The organism is Thalassovita aquimarina (assembly GCF_018219815.1).
Lineage (GTDB): Bacteria > Pseudomonadota > Alphaproteobacteria > Rhodobacterales > Rhodobacteraceae > Thalassobius > Thalassobius aquimarinus.
The window spans coordinates 21,967-42,228 of sequence record NZ_JADMKU010000001.1; the positions used below are offsets into that span (position 1 = coordinate 21,967).

The 20,262-nt window shown below is 64.6% G+C and carries 21 protein-coding genes; 13 read left to right on the plus strand and 8 right to left on the minus strand.

The window, feature by feature from the left end:
- The first annotated feature begins 17 nt into the window (after positions 1-17).
- The 4 genes from IT775_RS00095 to IT775_RS00110 are packed head-to-tail and all read left to right on the plus strand — an operon-like array spanning position 18 to position 2,495.
- Complete coding sequence (locus IT775_RS00095) at positions 18-218, plus strand: DUF6494 family protein (protein WP_212699037.1); 201 nt, start codon at positions 18-20, stop codon at positions 216-218.
- Positions 215-1,282 (plus strand): iron-sulfur cluster carrier protein ApbC, encoded by a 1,068-nt coding sequence (gene apbC / locus IT775_RS00100; RefSeq protein WP_212699038.1) that lies wholly within the window; start codon positions 215-217, stop codon positions 1,280-1,282. Before IT775_RS00095 ends, apbC begins: the two co-directional genes overlap by 4 nt.
- A complete protein-coding gene (locus IT775_RS00105; RefSeq protein ID WP_212699039.1) occupies positions 1,279-2,016 on the plus strand; it encodes a biotin/lipoate--protein ligase family protein in 738 nt (245 codons plus the stop codon). The genes apbC and IT775_RS00105 overlap by 4 nt, the downstream gene beginning before the upstream one ends.
- A complete protein-coding gene (locus tag IT775_RS00110; protein ID WP_212699040.1) occupies positions 2,016-2,495 on the plus strand; it encodes a DUF6505 family protein in 480 nt (159 codons plus the stop codon). The genes IT775_RS00105 and IT775_RS00110 overlap by 1 nt, the downstream gene beginning before the upstream one ends.
- A gap of 110 nt (positions 2,496-2,605) precedes the next feature.
- On the opposite strand, the gene IT775_RS00115 is transcribed toward IT775_RS00110, so the two are convergent.
- The 4 genes from IT775_RS00115 to IT775_RS00130 form a co-directional block, all read right to left on the minus strand.
- Entirely contained in the window at positions 2,606-3,412 is an 807-nt protein-coding gene (locus IT775_RS00115) for an ABC transporter substrate-binding protein (RefSeq protein WP_373050304.1), read from the minus strand.
- Positions 3,409-4,113, minus strand: coding sequence for an ATP-binding cassette domain-containing protein (locus tag IT775_RS00120; RefSeq protein ID WP_212699041.1), 705 nt, complete (start codon positions 4,111-4,113; stop codon positions 3,409-3,411). The genes IT775_RS00115 and IT775_RS00120 overlap by 4 nt, the downstream gene beginning before the upstream one ends.
- A complete protein-coding gene (locus tag IT775_RS00125; protein WP_212699042.1) occupies positions 4,107-4,811 on the minus strand; it encodes an ABC transporter permease in 705 nt (234 codons plus the stop codon). Before IT775_RS00125 ends, IT775_RS00120 begins: the two co-directional genes overlap by 7 nt.
- A 123-nt stretch (positions 4,812-4,934) precedes the next feature.
- Entirely contained in the window at positions 4,935-5,447 is a 513-nt protein-coding gene (locus tag IT775_RS00130; protein WP_212699043.1) for a DUF2478 domain-containing protein, read from the minus strand.
- Positions 5,448-5,534: 87 nt separating this feature from the next.
- Here IT775_RS00130 and IT775_RS00135 point away from each other — a divergent pair, with 87 nt between their 5' ends.
- From IT775_RS00135 to IT775_RS00150, 4 genes are all read left to right on the plus strand, one after another.
- Positions 5,535-6,401: a formate dehydrogenase accessory sulfurtransferase FdhD gene (locus tag IT775_RS00135; RefSeq protein WP_212699044.1), complete on the plus strand. Its 867-nt coding sequence runs from the start codon at positions 5,535-5,537 to the stop codon at positions 6,399-6,401.
- Between the two features lie 503 nt (positions 6,402-6,904).
- On the plus strand, positions 6,905-7,513 hold the full coding sequence (gene mobA / locus IT775_RS00140; protein ID WP_212699045.1) for a molybdenum cofactor guanylyltransferase MobA: 609 nt from the start codon (positions 6,905-6,907) through the stop codon (positions 7,511-7,513).
- Positions 7,513-8,007: a molybdopterin-guanine dinucleotide biosynthesis protein B gene (mobB, locus tag IT775_RS00145; protein WP_212699046.1), complete on the plus strand. Its 495-nt coding sequence runs from the start codon at positions 7,513-7,515 to the stop codon at positions 8,005-8,007. The genes mobA and mobB overlap by 1 nt, the downstream gene beginning before the upstream one ends.
- The gene (locus tag IT775_RS00150) at positions 8,004-9,716 is read left to right on the plus strand and encodes a molybdopterin-binding protein (protein WP_343231087.1); all 1,713 of its coding nucleotides are present in this window, start codon (positions 8,004-8,006) and stop codon (positions 9,714-9,716) included. The genes mobB and IT775_RS00150 overlap by 4 nt, the downstream gene beginning before the upstream one ends.
- On the opposite strand, the gene IT775_RS00155 is transcribed toward IT775_RS00150, so the two are convergent.
- A complete protein-coding gene (locus IT775_RS00155; RefSeq protein WP_212699047.1) occupies positions 9,717-9,944 on the minus strand; it encodes a sulfurtransferase TusA family protein in 228 nt (75 codons plus the stop codon). It abuts the gene before it with no gap.
- A gap of 167 nt (positions 9,945-10,111) precedes the next feature.
- Between IT775_RS00155 and IT775_RS00160 the strand changes: the two genes are divergently transcribed.
- From IT775_RS00160 to IT775_RS00180, 5 genes are all read left to right on the plus strand, one after another.
- A complete protein-coding gene (locus IT775_RS00160; RefSeq protein WP_212699048.1) occupies positions 10,112-11,803 on the plus strand; it encodes an NAD(P)H-dependent oxidoreductase subunit E in 1,692 nt (563 codons plus the stop codon).
- A gap of 3 nt (positions 11,804-11,806) precedes the next feature.
- Positions 11,807-14,566: a formate dehydrogenase subunit alpha gene (gene fdhF, locus IT775_RS00165; protein WP_212699049.1), complete on the plus strand. Its 2,760-nt coding sequence runs from the start codon at positions 11,807-11,809 to the stop codon at positions 14,564-14,566.
- 179 nt (positions 14,567-14,745) lie between these two features.
- The gene (locus IT775_RS00170; RefSeq protein WP_212699050.1) at positions 14,746-15,492 is read left to right on the plus strand and encodes a biotin--[acetyl-CoA-carboxylase] ligase; all 747 of its coding nucleotides are present in this window, start codon (positions 14,746-14,748) and stop codon (positions 15,490-15,492) included.
- Positions 15,493-15,502: 10 nt separating this feature from the next.
- On the plus strand, positions 15,503-16,282 hold the full coding sequence (locus tag IT775_RS00175) for a type III pantothenate kinase (RefSeq protein ID WP_212699051.1): 780 nt from the start codon (positions 15,503-15,505) through the stop codon (positions 16,280-16,282).
- Positions 16,279-17,949, plus strand: coding sequence for a ribonuclease J (locus tag IT775_RS00180; protein WP_212699052.1), 1,671 nt, complete (start codon positions 16,279-16,281; stop codon positions 17,947-17,949). The genes IT775_RS00175 and IT775_RS00180 overlap by 4 nt, the downstream gene beginning before the upstream one ends.
- Before the next feature lie 105 nt (positions 17,950-18,054).
- On the opposite strand, the gene IT775_RS00185 is transcribed toward IT775_RS00180, so the two are convergent.
- Genes IT775_RS00185 through tatB form a run of 3 tightly spaced genes read right to left on the minus strand, consistent with a single transcriptional unit; the run spans position 18,055 to position 20,260 of the window.
- Positions 18,055-18,879, minus strand: a complete 825-nt coding sequence (locus IT775_RS00185) for an ATP-binding protein (protein WP_212699483.1) — start codon at positions 18,877-18,879, stop codon at positions 18,055-18,057.
- Positions 18,880-18,887: 8 nt separating this feature from the next.
- On the minus strand, positions 18,888-19,802 hold the full coding sequence (tatC, locus tag IT775_RS00190; protein ID WP_212699053.1) for a twin-arginine translocase subunit TatC: 915 nt from the start codon (positions 19,800-19,802) through the stop codon (positions 18,888-18,890).
- Positions 19,799-20,260: a Sec-independent protein translocase protein TatB gene (tatB, locus tag IT775_RS00195; RefSeq protein WP_212699054.1), complete on the minus strand. Its 462-nt coding sequence runs from the start codon at positions 20,258-20,260 to the stop codon at positions 19,799-19,801. The genes tatC and tatB overlap by 4 nt, the downstream gene beginning before the upstream one ends.
- Positions 20,261-20,262 lie beyond the last annotated feature (2 nt).

The window sequence follows — 20,262 nt, forward strand, 5'->3', positions numbered from 1 at the left end:
AGAAGCAGGAGTATCCGATGAACGATGAACTGAACATGTCCGTTCGCAAATTCCTCAAGCAGGTCGGCGTCACCTCGCAGCAGGCGATCGAGGCCGCTTTGCGTGACGCCGGCGCGGGCGCACAAACCGGCCCGCACAAGGCCAGGATGGTGCTGACCATCAAGGAACTGGGTCTGGAACACGTGGTAGAGGGCGAAATCAAAGGCGCAGCCGAATGACCGCGACCCGCGAAGAGGTTCTGAGCACTCTGAAAGATCTGACCGACCCGATCAGCGGCTCCGACATCGTGTCGGCGGGCATGGTCCGCGCCCTGACGGTCGATGGTGGCACGGTGCGGTTCGTGCTGGAAATCGATCCCTCCCGCGCTGGTGCGCTGGAACCGGTCCGGGCCGAAGCCGAGGCGCGGGTCAAGGCGCTTGCCGGTGTCGACACCGTTTCGGTCGTTATGACCGCGCACAGCGCACCGACCCCGCCGCCCGATCTGAAAGCGGGCGCGCGACCCAAACCCGCCGGTCCCGAAAAGGTGCCGGGGGTGGACCGGATCATCGCCATCGCCTCGGGCAAGGGCGGGGTGGGCAAATCCACCGTGTCGGCCAACCTTGCCACCGCCCTAGCCGCCGAAGGCCGCCGGGTGGGGCTGCTGGATGCCGATGTCTACGGGCCCTCGCAGCCGCGCATGCTGGGCGTGTCAGGGCGGCCCGCGTCGCCCGACGGCAAGACCATCCTGCCGCTGCGCAACCACGGCGTCACCCTGATGTCGCTGGGGCTCTTGACGCAGGAGGACGAGGCGGTGGTCTGGCGCGGCCCGATGCTGATGGGCGCGCTGCAGCAGATGCTGTTCCAGGTGCAATGGGGCGCCCTGGACGTGCTGATCGTCGATCTGCCACCGGGCACCGGCGACGTGCAGATGACGCTGGCGCAGAAAACCCATCTGGACGGCGCCATCATCGTGTCGACGCCGCAGGACGTGGCGCTCTTGGATGCCCGCAAGGGGATCGACATGTTCAACAAGCTCGACGTGCCGATCTATGGCCTGATCGAGAACATGAGCACCCATATCTGTTCCAATTGCGGCCACGAGGAACACATCTTCGGCCATGGCGGCGTCGCGGCCGAGGCGGAAAAGCTCGGCGTGCCGCTGCTGGCCGAGGTGCCGCTGCATCTCGATATCCGCATGGCCGCCGATGGCGGCGCGCCGATCGTGGTGTCGGCACCCAACTCGCCGCAGGCGCAGGTGTTCCGCGACATCGCCCGCAAACTGGTGGCCGAGGGCGTCGCATGACGATCCTGACACCGCAATTCCCGCCTCTGCTGAAGGGGCTGGCGGCGGGGCCGGCCAACCCGGTCACCATCGCCTGCAAGGAGGCCCGTCGCGGCATTGATGCCGGTTTGCTGCCCTGGTCGGTCACCGACAGCCGGTTGCGCGCGGCGCTTGTGCTGGCGCCCGAGGAGCCGCTGGAAACCGCAATGGCCGCCTTCGTGGCCTGCGGGGTGGCGCTGCAGAACGCGCTCGGCGTTTCGGCGCCGCCGGAAACCGGGGTGCATTTCGAATGGACCGGCGGCATCCGCGTCAATGGCGGGCACGCCGGGGGGCTGCATGTTTATGGCAGCACCGACGATCCGGCGGCGGTGCCCGATTGGTTGGTGGTGGCGTTCGAGTTGTTCCTGCGCCACGAGGCCGGGGAGGGGCTGGAACCGGGGCAAACGCCGGACTGGACCTCTTTGCTGGAAGAAGGCTGCGGCGAACTGGACGCGCTGGAACTGCTGGAAGGGTGGGCGCGCCATTCGCTTTACTGGCTCAACGGGCTGGAAACCGAAGAAGGGCGCAAGGCGCTTTACCGCGAATGGGAGGGCCTTGTCTGGCACATGGGTGAGAACGTTTCTGTGCCGCTGAAACGCGACCGGCTGGAGGGCAGGTTCCTTGGCGTCGACGAAAACTTCGGCATGATCCTGAAGCGGCCCGACGGCGACAGCCGGCTGATCCCGCTGACCGAAATCCTTGAGGAGGGCTGTTGATGCTGCTTGCCCGCGCGATCCATTTCGATGAAAGCGACCTGAACGTGTTCCATTCCCCCGCGCGCACCGGCGAATGGTGCGTCAGTGGCGGGTTCGAGTTTTCCAACTGGTCCGAGGCCGACCTGGTGGGCAAGGCGCGGCAGGCCTTCGCCAATGGCTGGCTCGGGGTGGAAACCTTCGGGCGGGTGACCTTCGTCGCCGTGACCCGGATCGAACCTGCGGAACTGGACATGCTGACCCGGCGACTGGCCGAGCATTTCGTCGCCGTTTACGGCGCCCCCTCGGTCGAGGCGGCGCTGCCGGTGGCGGAAGAGGAACTGCGCCAGATGGCCGAACTTTGCGCCGATCACGCGCCCAACACGGTGCTGACCGTGGCGCGCGAATTGACCGGGGCAGGGGTGCGCGAACAATACCGTTTCATCGAAGCTTCCGACGCCGGGCTGGACCAGTTCGCCATCCACGGATCGCTGGACGACTAAATGTACCCAAGCCGAAACGATGGCGCCGGGCGGTTATCCTCAGTACATGCTTTCCCGCATGAAAAAGCCCGCCGGACCCGGCGGGCTTTCATCGTTCATCTCGGGTAGGATCACTCGGTCTTGGCGTTGAAGGTGAACAGCGTTTCGCCGTTCAGCGTGTAACCATTGATCAGCGCCTTCGCCTTGTCGCTGACCAGCCAGGCTTCCAGCTTCTCAGCCAGGTCGTGCTTCACATGCGGGTGCTTTTCGGGATTCACCGGCATGTAGGCGTATTGGTTGAACAGGATCGGATCGCCTTCGAAGACCAGCTTCAGATCGCCCTTGTTGGCGAATTTCAACCAGCTGGCGCGGTCCGACATGATATAGGCGTTCATTCCCGACGCGGTGTTCAGCGCCGCGCCCATGCCCTGACCCACGGCGCGGTACCAGTCGCCCTCGGGCGCTATGCCCGCCGCCGTCCACAGCCGCTTTTCCATCTTGTGGGTGCCGCTGTCATCGCCGCGGCTGACGAAGGGCGCCTTGGCCGCCTCGATCGCCTGCAGCGCGCCGGTGGCTTTCTCGGCCGCGCCCGCCTTTGCCGGGTCGTCCGAGGGGCCGACGAAGATGAAATCGTTATACATGATCTCGCGGCGATGGGTGCCGTTGCCTGCGGTCAGCCACTTTTCTTCGGCCGGGCGCGAATGGACCAGGACCGCGTCGACATCGCCCGCCGCGCCCAGTTTCAGCGCCTGTCCGGTGCCGACGATCAGCAGCTGCACGTTGATGCCTGTATCAGCCTTGATCTCGGGCAGCAGCACGTCGGCCAGCCCGGAATTGGCGAAGGACGTCGTCACCGACATCTTCATGTCCTCGGCATGGGCCGCGACGGCGAAAAGTGCGGTCGCAGCCCCCATTACGATGGATTTCAATAGGTTCATAGTAGGATATCCCCCCTCAAATAGGCCGTTGCGGCTTTGGATTTCGGCGCGTCGAAAAATGTGTCGCCGATGCCCTGTTCCTCCAGCTTGCCCTGGTGCAGGAACAGCACTTCTCCGGCCAGGCGGCGCGCCTGGCCGATGTCATGTGTCGACATCATGATCCTTGTGCCGCTGTCGCGGATCTGGGTCAGGATGTCTTCGATTTCGCAGGTCGAACGCCCGTCCAGATTGGCGCAGGGTTCGTCCAGGAACATGATGCCGGGATCGCGGATCAGCGCCCGCGCCATCGCCATTTTCTGTTTCTCGCCGCCGGAAATGTCTTCGACCGCGCCGCCCAGATCGACGCGCAGCCCGACCCGGGTGGCCTGTACCTCGGCCCGCGCCCGCGCCTCGGCCCGCGCCACCCCGTCAAGGCGAAGCGGAAAGGCGATACAGTCGAGCACCGTCCGGCGCATCAAGACCGGGGACTGGAACACGAAGGCCTGGTTGCGCCCCGCGGCCAGCCCAGCATCGCCCCAGCGGACATCGCCGCGGCGCCGCTCCAGCCCATGCAGCGCCCGCAGGAGTGTCGTCTTGCCAGCGCCGTTCGGCCCCATCACCACCGCGATCCCGTCGCCGGTCAGGTCGAAACTGACCGGTCCCATCAGGGTGCGGCCGCCGCGCCGCACGCTCAGCCCTTCCGCCGAAAGCCAGCTTACCATCGCGACCCCCTTTCGGTACGGTTCAGCGTGTGCAGCACCAGGTTCACCGAAATTGCCAGCGTGATTAGGATCAGCCCAAGCGCCAGCGCCATCTCGAAATCGCCCTTGCCGGTTTCCAGCGAAATCGCCGTGGTCAGGACCCGGGTGGCATGGTCGATGTTGCCGCCCACGATCATGATCGCGCCGACCTCGCCGATGCCGCGCCCGAAGCCCGCCAACGACGCGGTCAGCATCGGCCGTTGCCCGTCGACGATCAGCGTGATCAGCCGCTGCCGCCGAGTCGCGCCAAGCGAAATCAGCAGGTCGTGGTAATCGGCCCAGAGTTCGCGGATCGCCTGATGCGCGATTGAGGCGATGATCGGGGTGATGATGATGACCTGCGCGATGACCATCGCGGTGGGGGTGAAGAGCAGCCCCAGCACCCCGAGCGGCCCCGAACGCGACAGCAGCACGTAGACGAACAGCCCCACCACCACCGGCGGCAGCCCCATCAGCCCGTTCAACAAGGCAATCACCGTTCGCCGCGCCGGAAAGCGGTTGATCGCCAGCCACGCCCCCAAGGGCAACCCGATCAGCGAAGCGATCAGTGTCGCCATCAGGCTGACCCGCAGCGACAGCAGGGTGATTTCGGCCAGATCCGGGTCCAGCGTCAGGATCAGCCGGGCCGCCTGCGCGATACCGCCGAAAAAGTCGCTCATTCCCAGTCTATCCCTGCCCAGATATTGAGTGTTCCCGCATGGGGTAGCATCGTAAAATTTGGCTCGAAATGGACAAATTGACGGTCGGGGCGGTTTTCCGCGGACAAATTGTCCAAAGCGCGTTCAGGCCCGCAGCGCGGCACGTTGTGCCAGCACCCAATCGGTCAGCACCTGCTTGTCGGCGGGCAACTGTTCCCCCATGTCGCCGGCGAATTCCATGAACTGTTCGACATTGCCGCGATTGACAGCGGTCAGGACCGGGATGCCGGCCAGCAAAGCTTCGCCCACGACGGGGCGGAAGCCGCGCCCGTCCAGTTCCTGCTTGCCGAACTTGTTGAGGATCAGGACCTCGGGATCTTGCAGCAGGCTGGCAGCGACCAGCCCGACTGCGTGTTCCAGCCCCTCGGGGTCCAGCCGGCACCCTTTCGACAGCGCGCCCAGATCCTGGCTGATGCGGATCACCACTTCGCCGGTCAGGATATGCAGATCCATCTGGCATTTGTAGGCGGGATCGGTTTCGACATTGCTTTGCACCGCGCCGGCCACCTTCACCCCGGCCGCGCGCAGCGTTGCGGCGACCTCGCGCAGGCAGCGATCCGCCTCGCCCCGTCCTTCAGCAACTACAAAGCCCAGCATGCTCCGACCCTCTTGCTATTTTCGCGCCGGACATAAATGGTGCATCTCAAACCCAAAAAGCAAGCCATCATCTACGGGGACTTCGCGATGCTTCCAGATCTGCCCATCCTGCCGACCCCACATGACCCGCGCCTGACGCGGCGCATATCGGGCATCGATCACACCGGGGCGGAAACCGAAATTTCGGTGGTCGAGGAACGTCCCCTGACCATCTACCTGAACTCTCAGGAAGTGGTCACCGCGATGACAATCGGCGATCATCCGGAATACCTCGCTCTTGGATTTTTGCGTAATCAGGGGATGTTACGCGACGATGATGAAGTAACCGGAGTCGATTACGAGGATGATATCGAAACCGTCGTGGTGCGTACCCGGGCGCAGACCACCTTCGAGGAAAAGGTCAAGAAGAAGACCCGCACCAGCGGCTGCGCCGTGGGTACGGTTTTCGGCGACATGATGGAGGGGCTGGAGGGACTGACCCTGCCGCAGGCGGAGGTGCGGACAAGCTGGCTCTATGCGCTGGCGAAGGAGATCAATACCGTTCCCTCGCTCTATCTCGAAGCGGGCGCGATCCACGGCACGGTGCTGTGTCAGGGTGACAAGCCGCTAGTTTATATGGAGGATGTCGGGCGCCACAACGCGGTCGACAAGATCGCCGGTTTCATGTTCCGCCACGACGTTCCGGCGGATGACAAGATCCTCTACACGACCGGGCGGCTGACCTCGGAAATGGTGATCAAGACCGCCTTGATGGGGATCCCGGTTCTGGCCTCGCGCTCGGGCTTCACCGCCTGGGGCGTGGAAATCGCGCGGCAGGTCGGGCTGACCCTGATCGGCCGGATGCGCGGGCAAAGATTTGTCTGTCTCGCGGGCGAGGAACGGCTGATCCGCGACGCAGACCCGGCCACGATGGTGGAGGAAGAGAAGAAACATCGTAGGAAGAGCGCGGGATGAGAGAGGACCGTGGCGGGCGGACGGTCGGCAGGGGGGCTTCAGTAAGCCATGATGGATGATTTCGGCGCATGGGTGGTTGCGGGTTTTCTAATTTGGATCGTCGTTGGTTTCGGCGGTCTCTTCCTTCTGTGGAAGACCTGGAACAGCCTTGGCCAGTATTTTACCGAGATGGAGCGTACGTCATGGGAGACGCGATCTGCGCTTGGGTGGCCGACGGAAAACCCGACACCGCCGATGGCGGGCGTTTGCCGCGACCTTGCGCGTACGAGGCTACTGTACCGCTTGGCGATCTGGGGGGAACCTCCGCACCTTGATCACACCGAAACTGCGCGACGGGCGTTACGCAAATGTCGGGTTCTGTTTTGGGGCAGTCTGTTGTTTCCGTGTTTGCTGCTAGCCGCCGCTTTGATGTTCATTTCGTTTGCCTTTCTGTGGCCCGTTGTCATTGGGATAACCGTGCTATTACTTTTCGTGAGGCCAACCAAATGGCCGGAGGTACTATTATGACCAAACCTCTCGGCATCATCCTCGCCGGTGGCCGCGCCATACGCATGGGCGGCGGCGACAAGGGGCTGAAGCGGGTCGGCGGCGTGCCGCTGTTGGACCGCGTGATCGAACGGCTGACGCCGCAGGTTTCGCAACTGGCGCTTAACGCCAATGGCGATCCGTCACGCTTCGACGCCTATGGCCTGCCGGTGCTGCCCGACAGTATGCCCGATCATCCGGGGCCGCTGGCCGGGGTGCTGGCGGGGATGGACTGGGCAGCCGAACAGGGGTTCGACGCCATCGTTACCGCCGCCGCTGACACGCCGTTTTTCCCTGCCGATCTGGTCGTGCAGCTGCAAGCGGCGGCAGGGCCGTCCGGGCTGGCGCTGGCGGCCTCGCGGCAGCCCGACGGCAGGGTCATGCGGCAACCGACCTTCGGGCTTTGGCCCGTGGCCCTGCGCGACGACCTGCGCGCGGCCTTGCAGGGCGGCCTGCGCAAGATCGTGATCTGGACCGATGGGCATCAGGCGGGACAGGCGGCGTTCGATGTGGAGGGCTTCGATCCTTTCTTCAACGTGAATACCCCTGAAGATATTGATGAGGCTGAAAAGCTGTTGAGGATTTGATGAAACTATACGGTGTAACTGGCTGGAAAAACGCAGGAAAAACAGGTTTAATGGAAAGGCTTGTGGCGGAGTTCTGCACCCGTGGACTCAGCGTTTCCACCATCAAGCACGCCCATCACAGCACCGACGTCGACCAACCGGGCCGCGACAGTTTCCGCCATCGCGAAGCGGGCGCGTCCGAGGTGATGCTGGCCTCGCCCAACCGCTGGGCGTTGATGCACGAACTGCGCGGACAACCGGAACCGCCGCTTGCCGATCTGCTGGCGAAGATGTCGCCGGTCGACCTGATCCTGATCGAGGGCTACAAGCGCGAGGCCCATCCGAAGATCGAAGCCTACCGCCATGAAAACGGCAAACCGCCCTTGGCGGCGGAAAACGCCACCGTCCGGGCACTGGCCAGCAACACCGCGCATGCCGATCTGGACCTGCCGGTGATCGATCTCGACGATACCGCTGCCATTGCCGATTTCATCGCGAAGGATCTGGGATTGTGACGGTCGGGCAAGTCATCGTCCTGGGCCGCTCCGAGTCCCTGCCGGAAGGCGGGGCGAAGATTTGCTGCGCCATCGCCACTGTGGACGGGGTGCGGAATTTTCAGGTCGCCAACCTGACCGACGCTATGGAGAAACTGGCCGACAAGATCGCGCCGGACCCGGTGTTGATCGGGGTCGAGGCGGGCGCGCACGAAGAGCTGCCCGAAGGGGCCTTGGCCGGGCTGCGCGACGCCATGATCGCTGAGGTCTCAGCAGATGCGTTGACCCCCGACGCCGCGGCCCTTTGCGCCGCCGATCCGGCGATGACCGTACAGCAAGCAAAGGTTCGGTTGCTGGCAGAGGCGCTTTTCAACCTGCAGCGGGCCGAAGGCCCGGAAGCGGCGCTGCAAGCGGCCCGGCCCGGCGCGGGGCAGCCGATGGCGCTGCGCGCCGCGCTGTCCGCCCGCACCGTGCCGCCGCGCCTGAAGGACGACTGTTTCGCCATGCCGCAGGGCGTCGACTGGGTGCCGGTGGACGAGGCGCTGGACCGGTTGCGTGCCGCGCTGCATCCTGTCAAACCGGCGCGCCTTGTGCCGCTTGACCAAGCCTCAGGCCTGATCCTGTCGTCTGACGCCATCGCCCGGCGTTCCAACCCACCGCGTCAGAATTCCGCCGTTGATGGTTATGGCTTTGCCCATGCCGCGACCGGGGCAGGGCCGCAGCGCCTGCCGCTCATCGAGGGCCGCGCGGCGGCGGGGCAGCCCTTTGACGGCGCCGTGCCCGCTGGTGCCGCGATCCGCATCCTGACCGGGGCGATCCTGCCCCAGGGTGTCGATACCGTGGTGCTGGAGGAAGACACCGCGCTCGATGGCGCGGCGGTCGTCTTCGACGGCCCCGTCAAACCCTTCGCAAACACCCGCAAGGCGGGGGAGGACGTGGCCGAGGGTGAAACGGCGCTATCCGCCGGTCACAGGCTGCGCGCACCCGATCTGGCGTTGCTGTCGGCGCTCGGGGTGGCCGAAGTTCGGGCGTTCGACCGGCTGAGGGTGGGCGTGTTGTCCACCGGCGACGAAATCGTGGCCTCGCCCGCAGATCCTGCCCAGCTGCACCAGATCTGGGATGCCAATCGACCGATGTTGTTGGACCTGGCGCGCAGCTGGGGCTACGCGCCGGTGGACCTGGGCCATGTCCGCGACGATCCGGCCGAGATCGAGGCACGGCTGACCGGGGCCGCCGCCAAGGTCGACGTAATCCTGACCTCCGGTGGTGCTTCGGCGGGGGACGAAGATCACGTCTCAGCGCTGCTCCGCCGCAAGGGCACCTTGTCGAGCTGGCGCATCGCGCTGAAACCGGGGCGGCCGCTGGCGCTGGCCTTGTGGGACGGCGTGCCGGTCTTCGGCCTGCCCGGCAACCCGGTGGCAGCGCTGGTCTGTGCGCTGGTTTTTGCACGCCCCGCCTTTTCGCTGCTGGCCGGGGGGGGCTGGCTAGAAAGGCCCGGCTTCGACGTTGCCGCCGCCTTCAGCAAATCCAAGAAACCGGGGCGGCGTGAATTTCTGCGCGCCCGCCTGACCCCCGAGGGGCACGCAGAGGTGTTCCGGTCGGAAGGGTCGGGGCGGATCAGCGGGTTGTCCTGGGCCGAAGGTTTGGTCGAATTGCCCGACGAAGCGGTCGAAATCCGCCCCGGCGATCCAGTGCGGTTCCTGCCTTATCCGATGCTTGGCCTGACTTGATCAGCTGCGCCGGATCAGGTATTCGGTCGCGTCGCCCACATCCTGCATGCCAATGAATTCGTGGCCGGATTCATTACAGAAATGCGGCACATCGATCACTGCCGCCGGGTCTGTGGACAGCAGTCGCAGAACCTCGCCCGGTCCCATCTGGCGCAGCCTCTTGCGCGCCTTGAGAACGGGCAGCGGGCACAAAAGCCCGGAGGCGTCGATTTCGTCATCCCAAGTCATGCCGATAGAGATAGGACCGCTTGAAACCGCTGTCCATCGCAATTCCGCGAACATGAGACGGCTCATTGTGATAGGATTTGCCTATCGAACGACGGAAATCTGGAATTGACCGACGCGATATGGCGCGGCACGTCAGGGCAGTTGCCACAGCAAGGAAAGACCCCGTCATGGCATTGGATCGCGAAACCGGCATCTGGAAATCAGGCCGCAGCGGCAAGCGCGGCCGCGCCACCCCGAAGGGGCGGCAACTGGACGACACGGCGCTGGCCGAGGTTCGGGCGCTTCTTGGCGACCGGCCGCGCCGGCGCGATCTTCTGATCGAATTCCTGCACCTGATCCAGGATGCCCACGGCTATCTGTCCGCCCCGCACCTGCGTGCCCTGGCCGAGGAAATGCGCCTGTCGATGGCCGAGGTCTGGGAAGTGGCGACGTTCTATGCCCATTTCGACCCTGTGCGCGAAGGCGACGCGCCGCCGCCCGACCTGACCATCCGGGTCTGCGAGTCGCTGTCGTGCGAACTGGCGGGCAGCGAAGCGCTGTTCGACGCGTTGAAAGGGGGCCACGATCCGTCGCGCATCCGGGTGCTGCGCGCGCCCTGCATGGGCCGCTGCGACAGCGCGCCGGTGCTGGAGATCGGTCATCACCATGTCGACGGCGCGACGCCGGAAAAGGTGGATGAGGTGATTGCCTCGGGCGATTTCGCGCCTCGTATTCCCGATTGCGAGGGCTTCGAGACCTACCGTGGCACTGGCGGCTACGATACGCTTTTGCGGCTGCGTGAAGGCTGCGACTGGGAACAGGTGCAGGAAACGGTGCTGGCGTCGGGCCTGCGCGGGCTTGGCGGCGCCGGATTCCCCTCGGGGCGCAAATGGGGTTTCGTGCGGGCCAATCCCGGCCCGCGCTACCTGGCGGTGAACGGCGACGAGGGCGAACCCGGCACCTTCAAGGACCGTCATTACCTGGAACGCACGCCGCATCTGATGCTCGAAGGCATGCTGATCGCCGCCTGGGCGGTTGAGGCCGAAACCTGCTTCATCTACCTGCGTGACGAATACCCGGCGGTGCGCGCAATTCTGAAACGCGAAATCGCGGCGCTGGAAGACGCTGGCATCGTGGACCCCGGTTACATCGACCTGCGCCGCGGGGCCGGGGCCTATATCTGCGGCGAGGAATCGGCGATGATCGAATCGATCGAAGGCAAGCGCGGCATCCCGCGCCACCGTCCGCCCTACGTCGCGCAGGAGGGCATTTTCGGTCGCCCGACCCTGGTGCACAACATCGAAACCCTGCACTGGGTCGCCCGTGTCTGCCGCGAAGGCCCCGAAATCCTGTCCTCTGTCGAACGCAACGGCCGCAAGGGTCTGCGCAGCTATTCGGTGTCCGGCCGGGTGGCGCGACCTGCCGTTTACCTGTTGCCCGCCGGGTCGACCATCCGCGACGTGATCGACGCGGCCGGTGGCATGGCCGAGGGGCACGTGCTCAAGGCCTATCAGCCGGGCGGGCCCTCATCGGGCCTGCTGCCCGCCGCGCTCGACGATGTGCCGCTCGACTTCGACACGCTGCAGCCGCATGGCAGCTTCATCGGCTCCGCCGCCGTGGTGGTTCTGTCCGATCAGGACAGCGCCAAGGCGGCGGCGCTGAACATGCTGAAGTTCTTCGAAACCGAAAGCTGCGGCCAATGCACCCCCTGCCGGGCCGGTTGCGAAAAGGCGGTGAAACTGATGCAGGCGGAAAGCTGGGACCGCGAATTGCTCGAAGACCTCTGCACGGTGATGGGTGATGCCTCGATCTGCGGGCTGGGGCAGGCGGTGCCGAACCCGATCCGGCTGGTGATGAAACATTTCAAGGACGAGGTGTAAGCGATGACCAACACCGTCACCTTCAACCTGAACGGAACCGACGTCACCGTGCCAGAGGGCACCACGATCTGGGACGCCGCCAATGGCCGGGGCTTCAAGATCCCGCATCTGTGCCACAAACCCGCACCGGGCTATCGCCCCGACGGCAACTGCCGCGCCTGCATGGTCGAGGTGGAGGGCGAACGTACGCTGGTCGCCTCCTGCATCCGCCCCGCCGCCGATGGCATGGTGGTCAGGACCGACAGCGCGCGGGCTGAAACCGCGCGCAAGTTGGTGGTCGAACTGCTGAGCGCCGATCAGCCCGCACGCGATACCGCGCATGACGCATCAAGCCATTTCTGGGACACGGCGGAAGCGCAGGGCGTATCCGACAGCCGTTTCCCCAAGCTGGAACAGGACCGCATTCCGCTCTTGGACGACAGCCATGTCGCGATGCGGGTCAACCTCGACGCCTGCATTCAGTGCGGGCTTTGCGTGCGGGCCTGCCGAGAAGTGCAGGTCAATGACGTGATCGGCATGGCGGGCCGGGGGCACGACGCCTATCCCACCTTCGATTTCGCCGACCCGATGGGCGCGTCGACCTGCGTGGCCTGCGGCGAATGCGTGCAAGCCTGTCCGACCGGGGCCTTGATGCCCGCCACCGTTCTGGACGATGCGCAGCATGGCGACAGCCGCGATTTCGACGAGGAAGTCAAATCCGTCTGCCCGTTCTGCGGCGTCGGTTGCCAGGTGTCGCTGAAGGTGAAGGACGGCAAGGTCAAGTATGTCGAAGGCATCGACGGCCCGGCCAACGAAGGCAGGCTTTGCGTCAAGGGCCGGTTCGGTTTCGACTACATCCACCACCCGCACCGGCTGACCAAGCCGCTGATCCGGCTGCCCGACGCGCCCAAGGGGCTCAACGTCGACCCGGCCAACCCGTTCACCCATTTCCGCGAAGCAAGCTGGGACGAGGCGCTTGATTTCGCCGCCACCGGCCTTGCGAAGCTGAGGGATGAACGGGGCGGCAAGGCGGTGGCGGGCTTCGGCAGCGCAAAGTGCAGCAACGAGGAAGCCTACCTGTTCCAGCGCTTCATCCGCGAAGGCTTTGGCCACAACAACGTCGATCACTGCACCCGGCTGTGCCACGCCTCATCCGTCGCGGCCTTGATGGAAAACGTCGGATCGGGCGCGGTGACGGCGACGTTCAACGAAATCGAAAACGCCGACGTGGCCATCGTGATCGGGTCGAACCCGACCGAAAACCACCCCGTCGCGGCCACCTATTTCAAGCAGTTCGCCAAGCGCGGCGGCAAGCTGATCGTGATGGATCCGCGCGGCACCGCATTGCAGCGCCACGCCGCCCACATGCTGCAATTCCGACCCGGCGCGGACGTGTCCATGCTCAACGCGATCATGTCGGTGATCGTCGAGGAGGGGCTGTACGACGAAGCCTATGTCGAGAAGTTCACAGAGAACTGGGAGGACGAGAAGGCGCATCTGGCGGGCTACACCCCCGAGAAGATGGAAGGCATCTGCGGCATCCCCGCCGACACGTTGCGGGCCGTTGCCCGCGCGTTCGCCAATGCCAAGGCGGGGATGATTTTTTGGGGCATGGGCGTGAGCCAGCACATTCACGGCACCGACAATGCGCGTTGCCTGATTTCGCTGGCGCTGATGACCGGCAATGTCGGCAAGCCCGGTGCGGGGCTGCACCCCTTGCGGGGTCAGAACAACGTGCAGGGCGCGTCCGACGCGGGCCTGATCCCGATGTTCCTGCCCGATTACCAGAGCGTGACCGAGGACAGCATTCGCGGGCACTTCAACGCGGTCTGGGGAAGTGACAAGTATACCGACGGTGAAAAGGGCCTGACGGTGACCGAAATCCTCGACGCCGTGCATGCGGGCCAGATCCGGGGCATGTATATCCTCGGCGAAAACCCGGCCATGTCCGACCCGGACGTGACCCATGCGCGGCAGGCGCTGGCATCGCTCGACCATCTGGTGGTGCAGGATATCTTCCTGACCGAAACCGCCAATTACGCCGACGTGGTCCTGCCCGCCGCCGCCTTCTACGAAAAATCGGGCACCGTCACCAACACCAACCGGCAGGTGCAGATGGGCCGCCCCGCCGTGCCGCCGCCGGGCGAGGCGCGCGAAGACTGGGCGATCACCGTCGATCTGGCGCGGCGCGTGGGGCTGGACTGGACCTTCACCGACCCGTCGCAGGTCTTTGCCGAGATGAAACAAGGTATGAAGTCGCTCGACAACATCACCTGGGATCGGCTGCAATCCGAAGGCGCGGTCACCTATCCGAGCCTGTCGCCCGAGGACCCGGGCCAGCCGATCGTCTTCGCAGACGGTTTCCCGCGTAAGGACGGGCGCGCCCGTTTCGCCCCGGCCGAGGTGATCCAGCCCGCCGAACAGCCCGACGCCGATTACCCGATGATCATGACGACGGGGCGGCAGCTGGAGCATTGGCATACCGGGTCGATGACGCGGCGGTCGAAAGTGCTCGACGCGGTGGAACCGCAGGCCAACTGTTCGTTGCACCCTTCGACCCTGCGCCGCCTTGGCGTGGATCCGGGCGGCAAGGTGAAGCTGCAGACACGGCGGGGCGAGATCACCCTGCTGGCGCGGGCCGACCGGGCGGTGGCGCCCGACATGGTGTTCGTGCCCTTCGCCTATGTCGAGGCGGCGGCGAATATCCTGACCAACCCGGCGCTCGATCCTTACGGCAAGATCCCCGAATTCAAGTTCGCGGCGGTGCGCGTGGTGGCGGCCTGATCAAGCCACCGGACCTTGTCACCGGTCAGACCGGCAGCAACGGCGGGGCCGCATCGCACGACGCCCGCCGTTTTCCTGCCCCCGCGGCGCGGCGGGACCAGACAAATCCCTGTCAAACCGGCGCTGTCTGCTCTATAGCACGCGGGCAATACGCGAACCGGAAAGGATGACAGCGCGCGATGACATGGCCGCAAGGATACGGACGCCGGGTGCTCGACAGCGTCGACAGCACCAATGCCGAAGCGGCGCGGATCGCGCCCGGTCTTGCCGGCCCGGAATGGATCCTTGGCCTGCGCCAGACCGCCGGGCGCGGCCGCCGCGGCCGGGCCTGGACCGATCCGCCGGGCAATTTCGCCGCCACCCTGGTGATGCGCCCCGACGAGGCGCCCGACAAGGTAGCGCTGCGCTCCTTCGTGGCCTCGCTGGCCTTGTACGACGCTTTCGTCGCCGCCACCGGCCGCACGCAGGGCCTGTCGCTGAAATGGCCCAACGACGTGCTGATGAACGGCGGCAAGATCGCCGGTATCCTGCTGGAAAGCGCTGGACATGCGGGCGGGCTCAGCCATTTCGCCATCGGCATTGGGGTGAACCTGAAAACCGCGCCGGGAACCGGCGAGGTAGAGCAGGGCGCTTTTCCCCCGGTATCGCTGCTGAGCGAAACCGGCGTCGCGGTGACGCCCGAGGATTTCCTAGACCTGCTGGCTGCCGCCTATGCCCGTTACGAGACGCAGTTCCGCACCTACGGTTTCGCACCGATCCGTGAATTGTGGCTGTCGCGCGCCGCAAGGCTGGGCGAGGTGATCACCGCGCGCACGATGCGCGACGAAACTACCGGCACGTTCGAGACGGTGGACGAGGCGGGCAATCTTGTCCTATCCACGGCGCAAACCCGCGTGGCGATCCCCGCGGCAGAGATTTTTTTCTGAAAGGGCGAAGATGCTTCTGGCAATCGATTGCGGCAATACCAATACGGTTTTTTCGATCTGGGACGGGGAAAAGTTCCTGTGTACCCTGCGGACGTCGACCCATCACGCCCGCACGGCTGATGCCTATTTCACCTGGTATTCGACGCTGATCAATCACTACGGCATCAAGGCCGATATCACCGACGTGATCATCAGTTCCACCGTGCCGCGGGTGGTGTTCAACCTGCGCGTCTTCACCGACCGGTTCTTCGGATGCCGCCCGCTGGTCGTGGGCAAGCCCGAATGTCTGCTGCCGGTGGCACCGCGCGTCGACGAAGGCACCCAGCCGGGTCCGGACCGGCTGGCCAATGCCGCGGGCGCCTATGACCGGCATGGCGGCAACGTAGTGGTGGTCGATTTCGGCACCGCGACGAATTTCGACGTGGTGGCCTCTGACGGGGCCTATGTCGGCGGTGTCATCGCGCCCGGCGTCAACCTGAGCCTGGAGGCGCTGCATTCAGGCGCCGCCGCGCTGCCGCATGTGGATATCAGCCAGCCCGACAAGGTGATCGGCACCAACACGGTGGGCTGTATTCAATCCGGGGTGTTCTGGGGCTATACCGGCCTGATCGAGGGAATCATTACCCGTATCAAGGCTGAATACGGCGAACCGATGAAAGTCGTGGGGACCGGTGGTCTGGCGCCCTTGTTCGACAAGGCCGACCACCTGTTCGACACCATCGAAGACGACCTGACAATGCACGGCCTGACCGTGATCCATAAATACAACAAGGACCAAGGCAACATATGAGCAGCGATCGCCTGATCTACCTTCCTCTCGGCGGTGCCGGCGAGATCGGAATGAATTGTTACGTGTACGGCTATGGGCCAAAAGATCAGGAACGCCTGATCCTGGTCGATCTCGGTGTGACCTTCCCCGACATGGACGGCTCGCCGGGCGTGAACCTGATCCTGCCCGACATCGCCTGGTTGGAAGAACGCAAGGACCGGCTGGAAGCGATTTTCATCACCCACGCGCATGAAGACCACGTGGGGGCTGTGGGCCATCTGTATGAACGCTTGGGCGCGCCGGTCTATGCCCGCGCCTTCACCGCCAACATCGCGCGCGGCAAGCTGGAAGAATACGGGCTTTCGGAAAAGGTCGTGCGCACGGTTTCGGCCTGGCCCGAAACCGTGCAGGCGGGGCCGTTCAGCGTCGGCTTCCTGCCGATTTCGCACTCGATCCCGGAAAGCGCGGGGCTCGTCATCGACAGCCCGGCGGGCCGGGTGGTGCATACCGGCGATTTCAAACTCGACAAGACGCCCCTGGTGGGCGAACCGTGGGATCCCGATCTCTGGGCCTCGGTGGCCAAGGACGGGGTGAAGGCGCTGATCTGCGATTCCACCAACGTGTTCAGCCCCGAGGCGGGCCGCTCCGAGGCCTCCATCGGTGACGAAATCGAAAGCCTGGTGGACGAGGCGCCGGGCATGGTGGTGGCGACCACCTTCGCGTCGAACGTGGCGCGGGTGAAGACGCTGGCCGAAGCCGGTGAACGCGCCGGCCGTTCGATTTGTCTGATGGGCCGGGCGATGCGGCGGATGATCGAGGCGGCGATCGAAACCGGCGTGCTTTCGGATTTCCCCAAGGTGGTCCCGGTCGAGGACGCCCGCAACATCCCGCGCGAGAACCTGATGCTGCTGGTCACCGGCAGCCAGGGCGAACGCCGCGCGGCATCGGCGCAGCTGGCCAACGGTAAATACAACGGTATCAGCCTGAAGGCGGGCGATCTGTTCCTGTTCTCGTCGAAAACCATTCCCGGCAACGAACGTGGCGTGATCCGGATCATGAACCAGTTTTCCGAGATGGGCGTCGACGTGGTCGACGACCGGGGCGGGCGCTATCACGTGTCGGGCCATGCCAACCGGCCCGACCTGGTCGAGATGCACAAGGTGATGCACCCCGAAATGGTGATCCCGATGCATGGCGAACACCGCCACCTGCGCGAACATGCCAAGCTGGCGGAAAGCAACGGCTATGCTTCGGCGATCGCGGTCAACGGCACCATGCTGGATCTGGGCGGTCATGCGCCCAAGGTCTGTGGCTTCGTCGAAACCGGCCGTACCTATCTCGACGGCACGGTGCTGATCGGTGCGCTGGACGGGATCGTGCGCGACCGTATCCGGATGGCGCTGAACGGTCACGTGCTGGTCACGGTCATCGTGGACGAAGACGATGAGGTGCTGGGCGATCCGTGGTGCGAATTGAGCGGGCTGGCAGAAACCGGCCGCTCCAACGCGCCGCTGATCGATTGCCTGGAGGAAGACCTGAGCCAGTTCATCGGCCGCGCCGGCGCCAAGACGCTGAAGGATGACGACAAGCTGGAAGGTGAGCTGCGCAAGATCGTGCGCCAGACCGCGCAGAACGAGATCGGCAAGAAGCCCGAAGTCACTGTGGTGATCAGCCGCCTGGTCGGCTAGGTCGCCCGAACGAGTTGCAAAAACAAAGCCCCCTTCCTTACGGGAGGGGGCTTTTACGTTCCTTGGGAACGAAGCGCTGACGGAGACGTTGCGCCGGGCCTCAGATCAGATCCGTACGCCCTTGCGCCCGGCCAGATCGGTGAAATACTGCCACGCCACCCGGCCGGACCGCGCCCCGCGCGTGGCCTGCCATTCGATCGCCTCGGCGCGCAAGGTATCTTCATCCACCGACACCCCGTAGGCGTCGCAATAGCCGCGGATCATTTCCAGGTATTCGTCCTGGCTGCAGGGGTGGAAGCCCAGCCACAGCCCGAACCGGTCCGACAGTGACACCTTTTCCTCGACCGCTTCGGACGGGTTGATCGCGCTGGAGCGTTCGTTTTCGATCATGTCGCGCGGCATCAGGTGGCGCCGGTTCGACGTGGCATAGAACACCACGTTATCGGGCCGTCCCTCGATGCCGCCATCCAGAACCGCCTTCAGCGATTTGTAATGCTCGTCATCGTGCGAAAAGCTCAGGTCGTCGCAGAACAGCAGGAACCGGTGTTCGGACCCGCGCAGCAGGTTCATAAGCCGTGACACCGACGGCAGGTCTTCGCGCTGCAGTTCGACGATCTTCAGCCCATGGCCCTGTTTCACCACTTCCGCATGGATCGCCTTGACGATGGACGATTTGCCCATCCCGCGCGATCCCCACAGCAACGCATTGTTGGCCGGCAGGCCCTTGGCGAATTGCAGCGTGTTGGCCAGCAGGGTGTCGCGGGTACGTTCCACCCCCACCAGCAGCGACAGGTCGATTCGGTTGACCTGCGCGACCGGCGCTAGCCGGTCCGGATCGACATGCCAGACAAAGGCGTCGGCGGCATCGAAATCGGGGGCAGCCAAAGGCGCCGGAGCCATCCGCTCCAGCGCCTCGGCGATCCGCTTCATCTTCTTCTTCACTTATCGTCCTCGTCGAATTCGGCCATCAGAGGATCGTCGAAGTCTTGTTCGGCTTCGTCTTCCTCGTCGTCGTAATAACCTTCTTCGCGAAGCCGTTCCTCGCGCTTCTTTTCCACGCGTGCGACCAGGAAGATCGAGATTTCATAAAGCCCGTAGACCACGATGAACAGGATCAGCTGCGTGGTCACATCCGGGGGCGTGACCAAGGCGGCAACCGTCAGAATGCCCACCACCGCGTATTTACGGGTGCGGCGCAGACCATCGGCCGAAGCAAGACCGGCCTTGCCCATCAACGTCAGCAGAACCGGCAGCTGGAAACACAACCCGAAGGCGACGATCATCTTCAGCGTGATGTCGAGCGTTTCGTTGACCTTGCCGTTGAAAACGATGTCGATGCCCTTGTCGGTCGCCTGCGGCACCTCTTCGCCGGTCAGGATCGCCGAAACGAAGGACGGGAAATCGGCAAAGCCCAGGAAGAACGCCATCGCCAGGGGGATGACCACGAAATGGGCAAAGGCCGCGCCCAGCAGGAACAGCGCGGGCGATGCGATCAGGAAGGGCAGGAAGGCGTTCTTTTCGTTCTTGTAGAGCCCCGGCGCCACGAAGCGCCAAAGCTGGTGCGCGATCACCGGGAAGGCCAGGGCCAGGCCGCCGACCATAGAGATGCGGATCAGGGTAAAGAAGTATTCCTGCGGCGCGGTGTATTGCATCACCGGGTTCGGGTTGCCCAGATCGCGCATGGTGTTTTCGATCGGGATCAGCAGGAAATCGAGGATCGCACCGCCGAAGGAAAAACAGATCACCATGCCGATGATGAAGGCGATCAGGGCCCTGATCAGCCGCGTGCGCAGTTCGGCCAGATGTTCGATAAGGGGCGCGCTGCTGTCTTCCAGCTCGTCGGTATTGCTCATGCCTTGTCCTCGGGGGCCTTGTCCTCGGCGGGGGAGGCTTGCGGTTCCGGCGCGGTGTTCGAGGACTCCGCCGCCTTGGCTTCGGCTTCGGCGTCTTTCCGGGCCTGTGCCTTCTTCGCCGTGGCGTCCTGGATCTTCTTGGCCGCGTCGGCGCGGTCTTCGTCCAGACCGTTATCCGCGTCCGGGTCCCACTTGGTGAATTCGCTGGTGGCGTCCTTGACCTTGTCGATTCCGAACTGCGCGGGGTTCGTCGCGGCGCGCAGCCCCTCGGTCACGTCCTTGACACCGGCTTCATCCGCCGCCTGATTCATGGCGCGGCTGAATTCGCGGGACATTGCCTTGGCCTTGCCCACGAAATTGCCGATCGAACGGAACAGGCCGGGCAGATCCTTCGGACCCACCACGATCAATGCCACGATGCCGATGACAAGCATCTCGGTCCAGCCAAGATCGAACATGC

Coding starts and splice junctions, on each gene's coding strand:
- IT775_RS00170 (WP_212699050.1), top strand. CDS start 14,746: ATGACATGGCCGCAAGGATACGGACGCCGGGTGCTCGACAGCGTCGAC.
- IT775_RS00110 (WP_212699040.1), top strand. CDS start 2,016: ATGCTGCTTGCCCGCGCGATCCATTTCGATGAAAGCGACCTGAACGTG.
- IT775_RS00175 (WP_212699051.1), top strand. CDS start 15,503: ATGCTTCTGGCAATCGATTGCGGCAATACCAATACGGTTTTTTCGATC.
- apbC (WP_212699038.1), top strand. CDS start 215: ATGACCGCGACCCGCGAAGAGGTTCTGAGCACTCTGAAAGATCTGACC.
- IT775_RS00185 (WP_212699483.1), bottom strand. CDS start 18,879: ATGAAGCGGATCGCCGAGGCGCTGGAGCGGATGGCTCCGGCGCCTTTG.
- IT775_RS00160 (WP_212699048.1), top strand. CDS start 10,112: ATGGCATTGGATCGCGAAACCGGCATCTGGAAATCAGGCCGCAGCGGC.
- IT775_RS00130 (WP_212699043.1), bottom strand. CDS start 5,447: ATGCTGGGCTTTGTAGTTGCTGAAGGACGGGGCGAGGCGGATCGCTGC.
- IT775_RS00155 (WP_212699047.1), bottom strand. CDS start 9,944: ATGACTTGGGATGACGAAATCGACGCCTCCGGGCTTTTGTGCCCGCTG.
- IT775_RS00135 (WP_212699044.1), top strand. CDS start 5,535: ATGCTTCCAGATCTGCCCATCCTGCCGACCCCACATGACCCGCGCCTG.
- IT775_RS00120 (WP_212699041.1), bottom strand. CDS start 4,113: ATGGTAAGCTGGCTTTCGGCGGAAGGGCTGAGCGTGCGGCGCGGCGGC.
- IT775_RS00115 (WP_373050304.1), bottom strand. CDS start 3,412: ATGAACCTATTGAAATCCATCGTAATGGGGGCTGCGACCGCACTTTTC.
- IT775_RS00095 (WP_212699037.1), top strand. CDS start 18: ATGAACGATGAACTGAACATGTCCGTTCGCAAATTCCTCAAGCAGGTC.
- mobB (WP_212699046.1), top strand. CDS start 7,513: ATGAAACTATACGGTGTAACTGGCTGGAAAAACGCAGGAAAAACAGGT.
- IT775_RS00125 (WP_212699042.1), bottom strand. CDS start 4,811: ATGAGCGACTTTTTCGGCGGTATCGCGCAGGCGGCCCGGCTGATCCTG.
- tatB (WP_212699054.1), bottom strand. CDS start 20,260: ATGTTCGATCTTGGCTGGACCGAGATGCTTGTCATCGGCATCGTGGCA.
- fdhF (WP_212699049.1), top strand. CDS start 11,807: ATGACCAACACCGTCACCTTCAACCTGAACGGAACCGACGTCACCGTG.
- mobA (WP_212699045.1), top strand. CDS start 6,905: ATGACCAAACCTCTCGGCATCATCCTCGCCGGTGGCCGCGCCATACGC.
- tatC (WP_212699053.1), bottom strand. CDS start 19,802: ATGAGCAATACCGACGAGCTGGAAGACAGCAGCGCGCCCCTTATCGAA.
- IT775_RS00105 (WP_212699039.1), top strand. CDS start 1,279: ATGACGATCCTGACACCGCAATTCCCGCCTCTGCTGAAGGGGCTGGCG.
- IT775_RS00180 (WP_212699052.1), top strand. CDS start 16,279: ATGAGCAGCGATCGCCTGATCTACCTTCCTCTCGGCGGTGCCGGCGAG.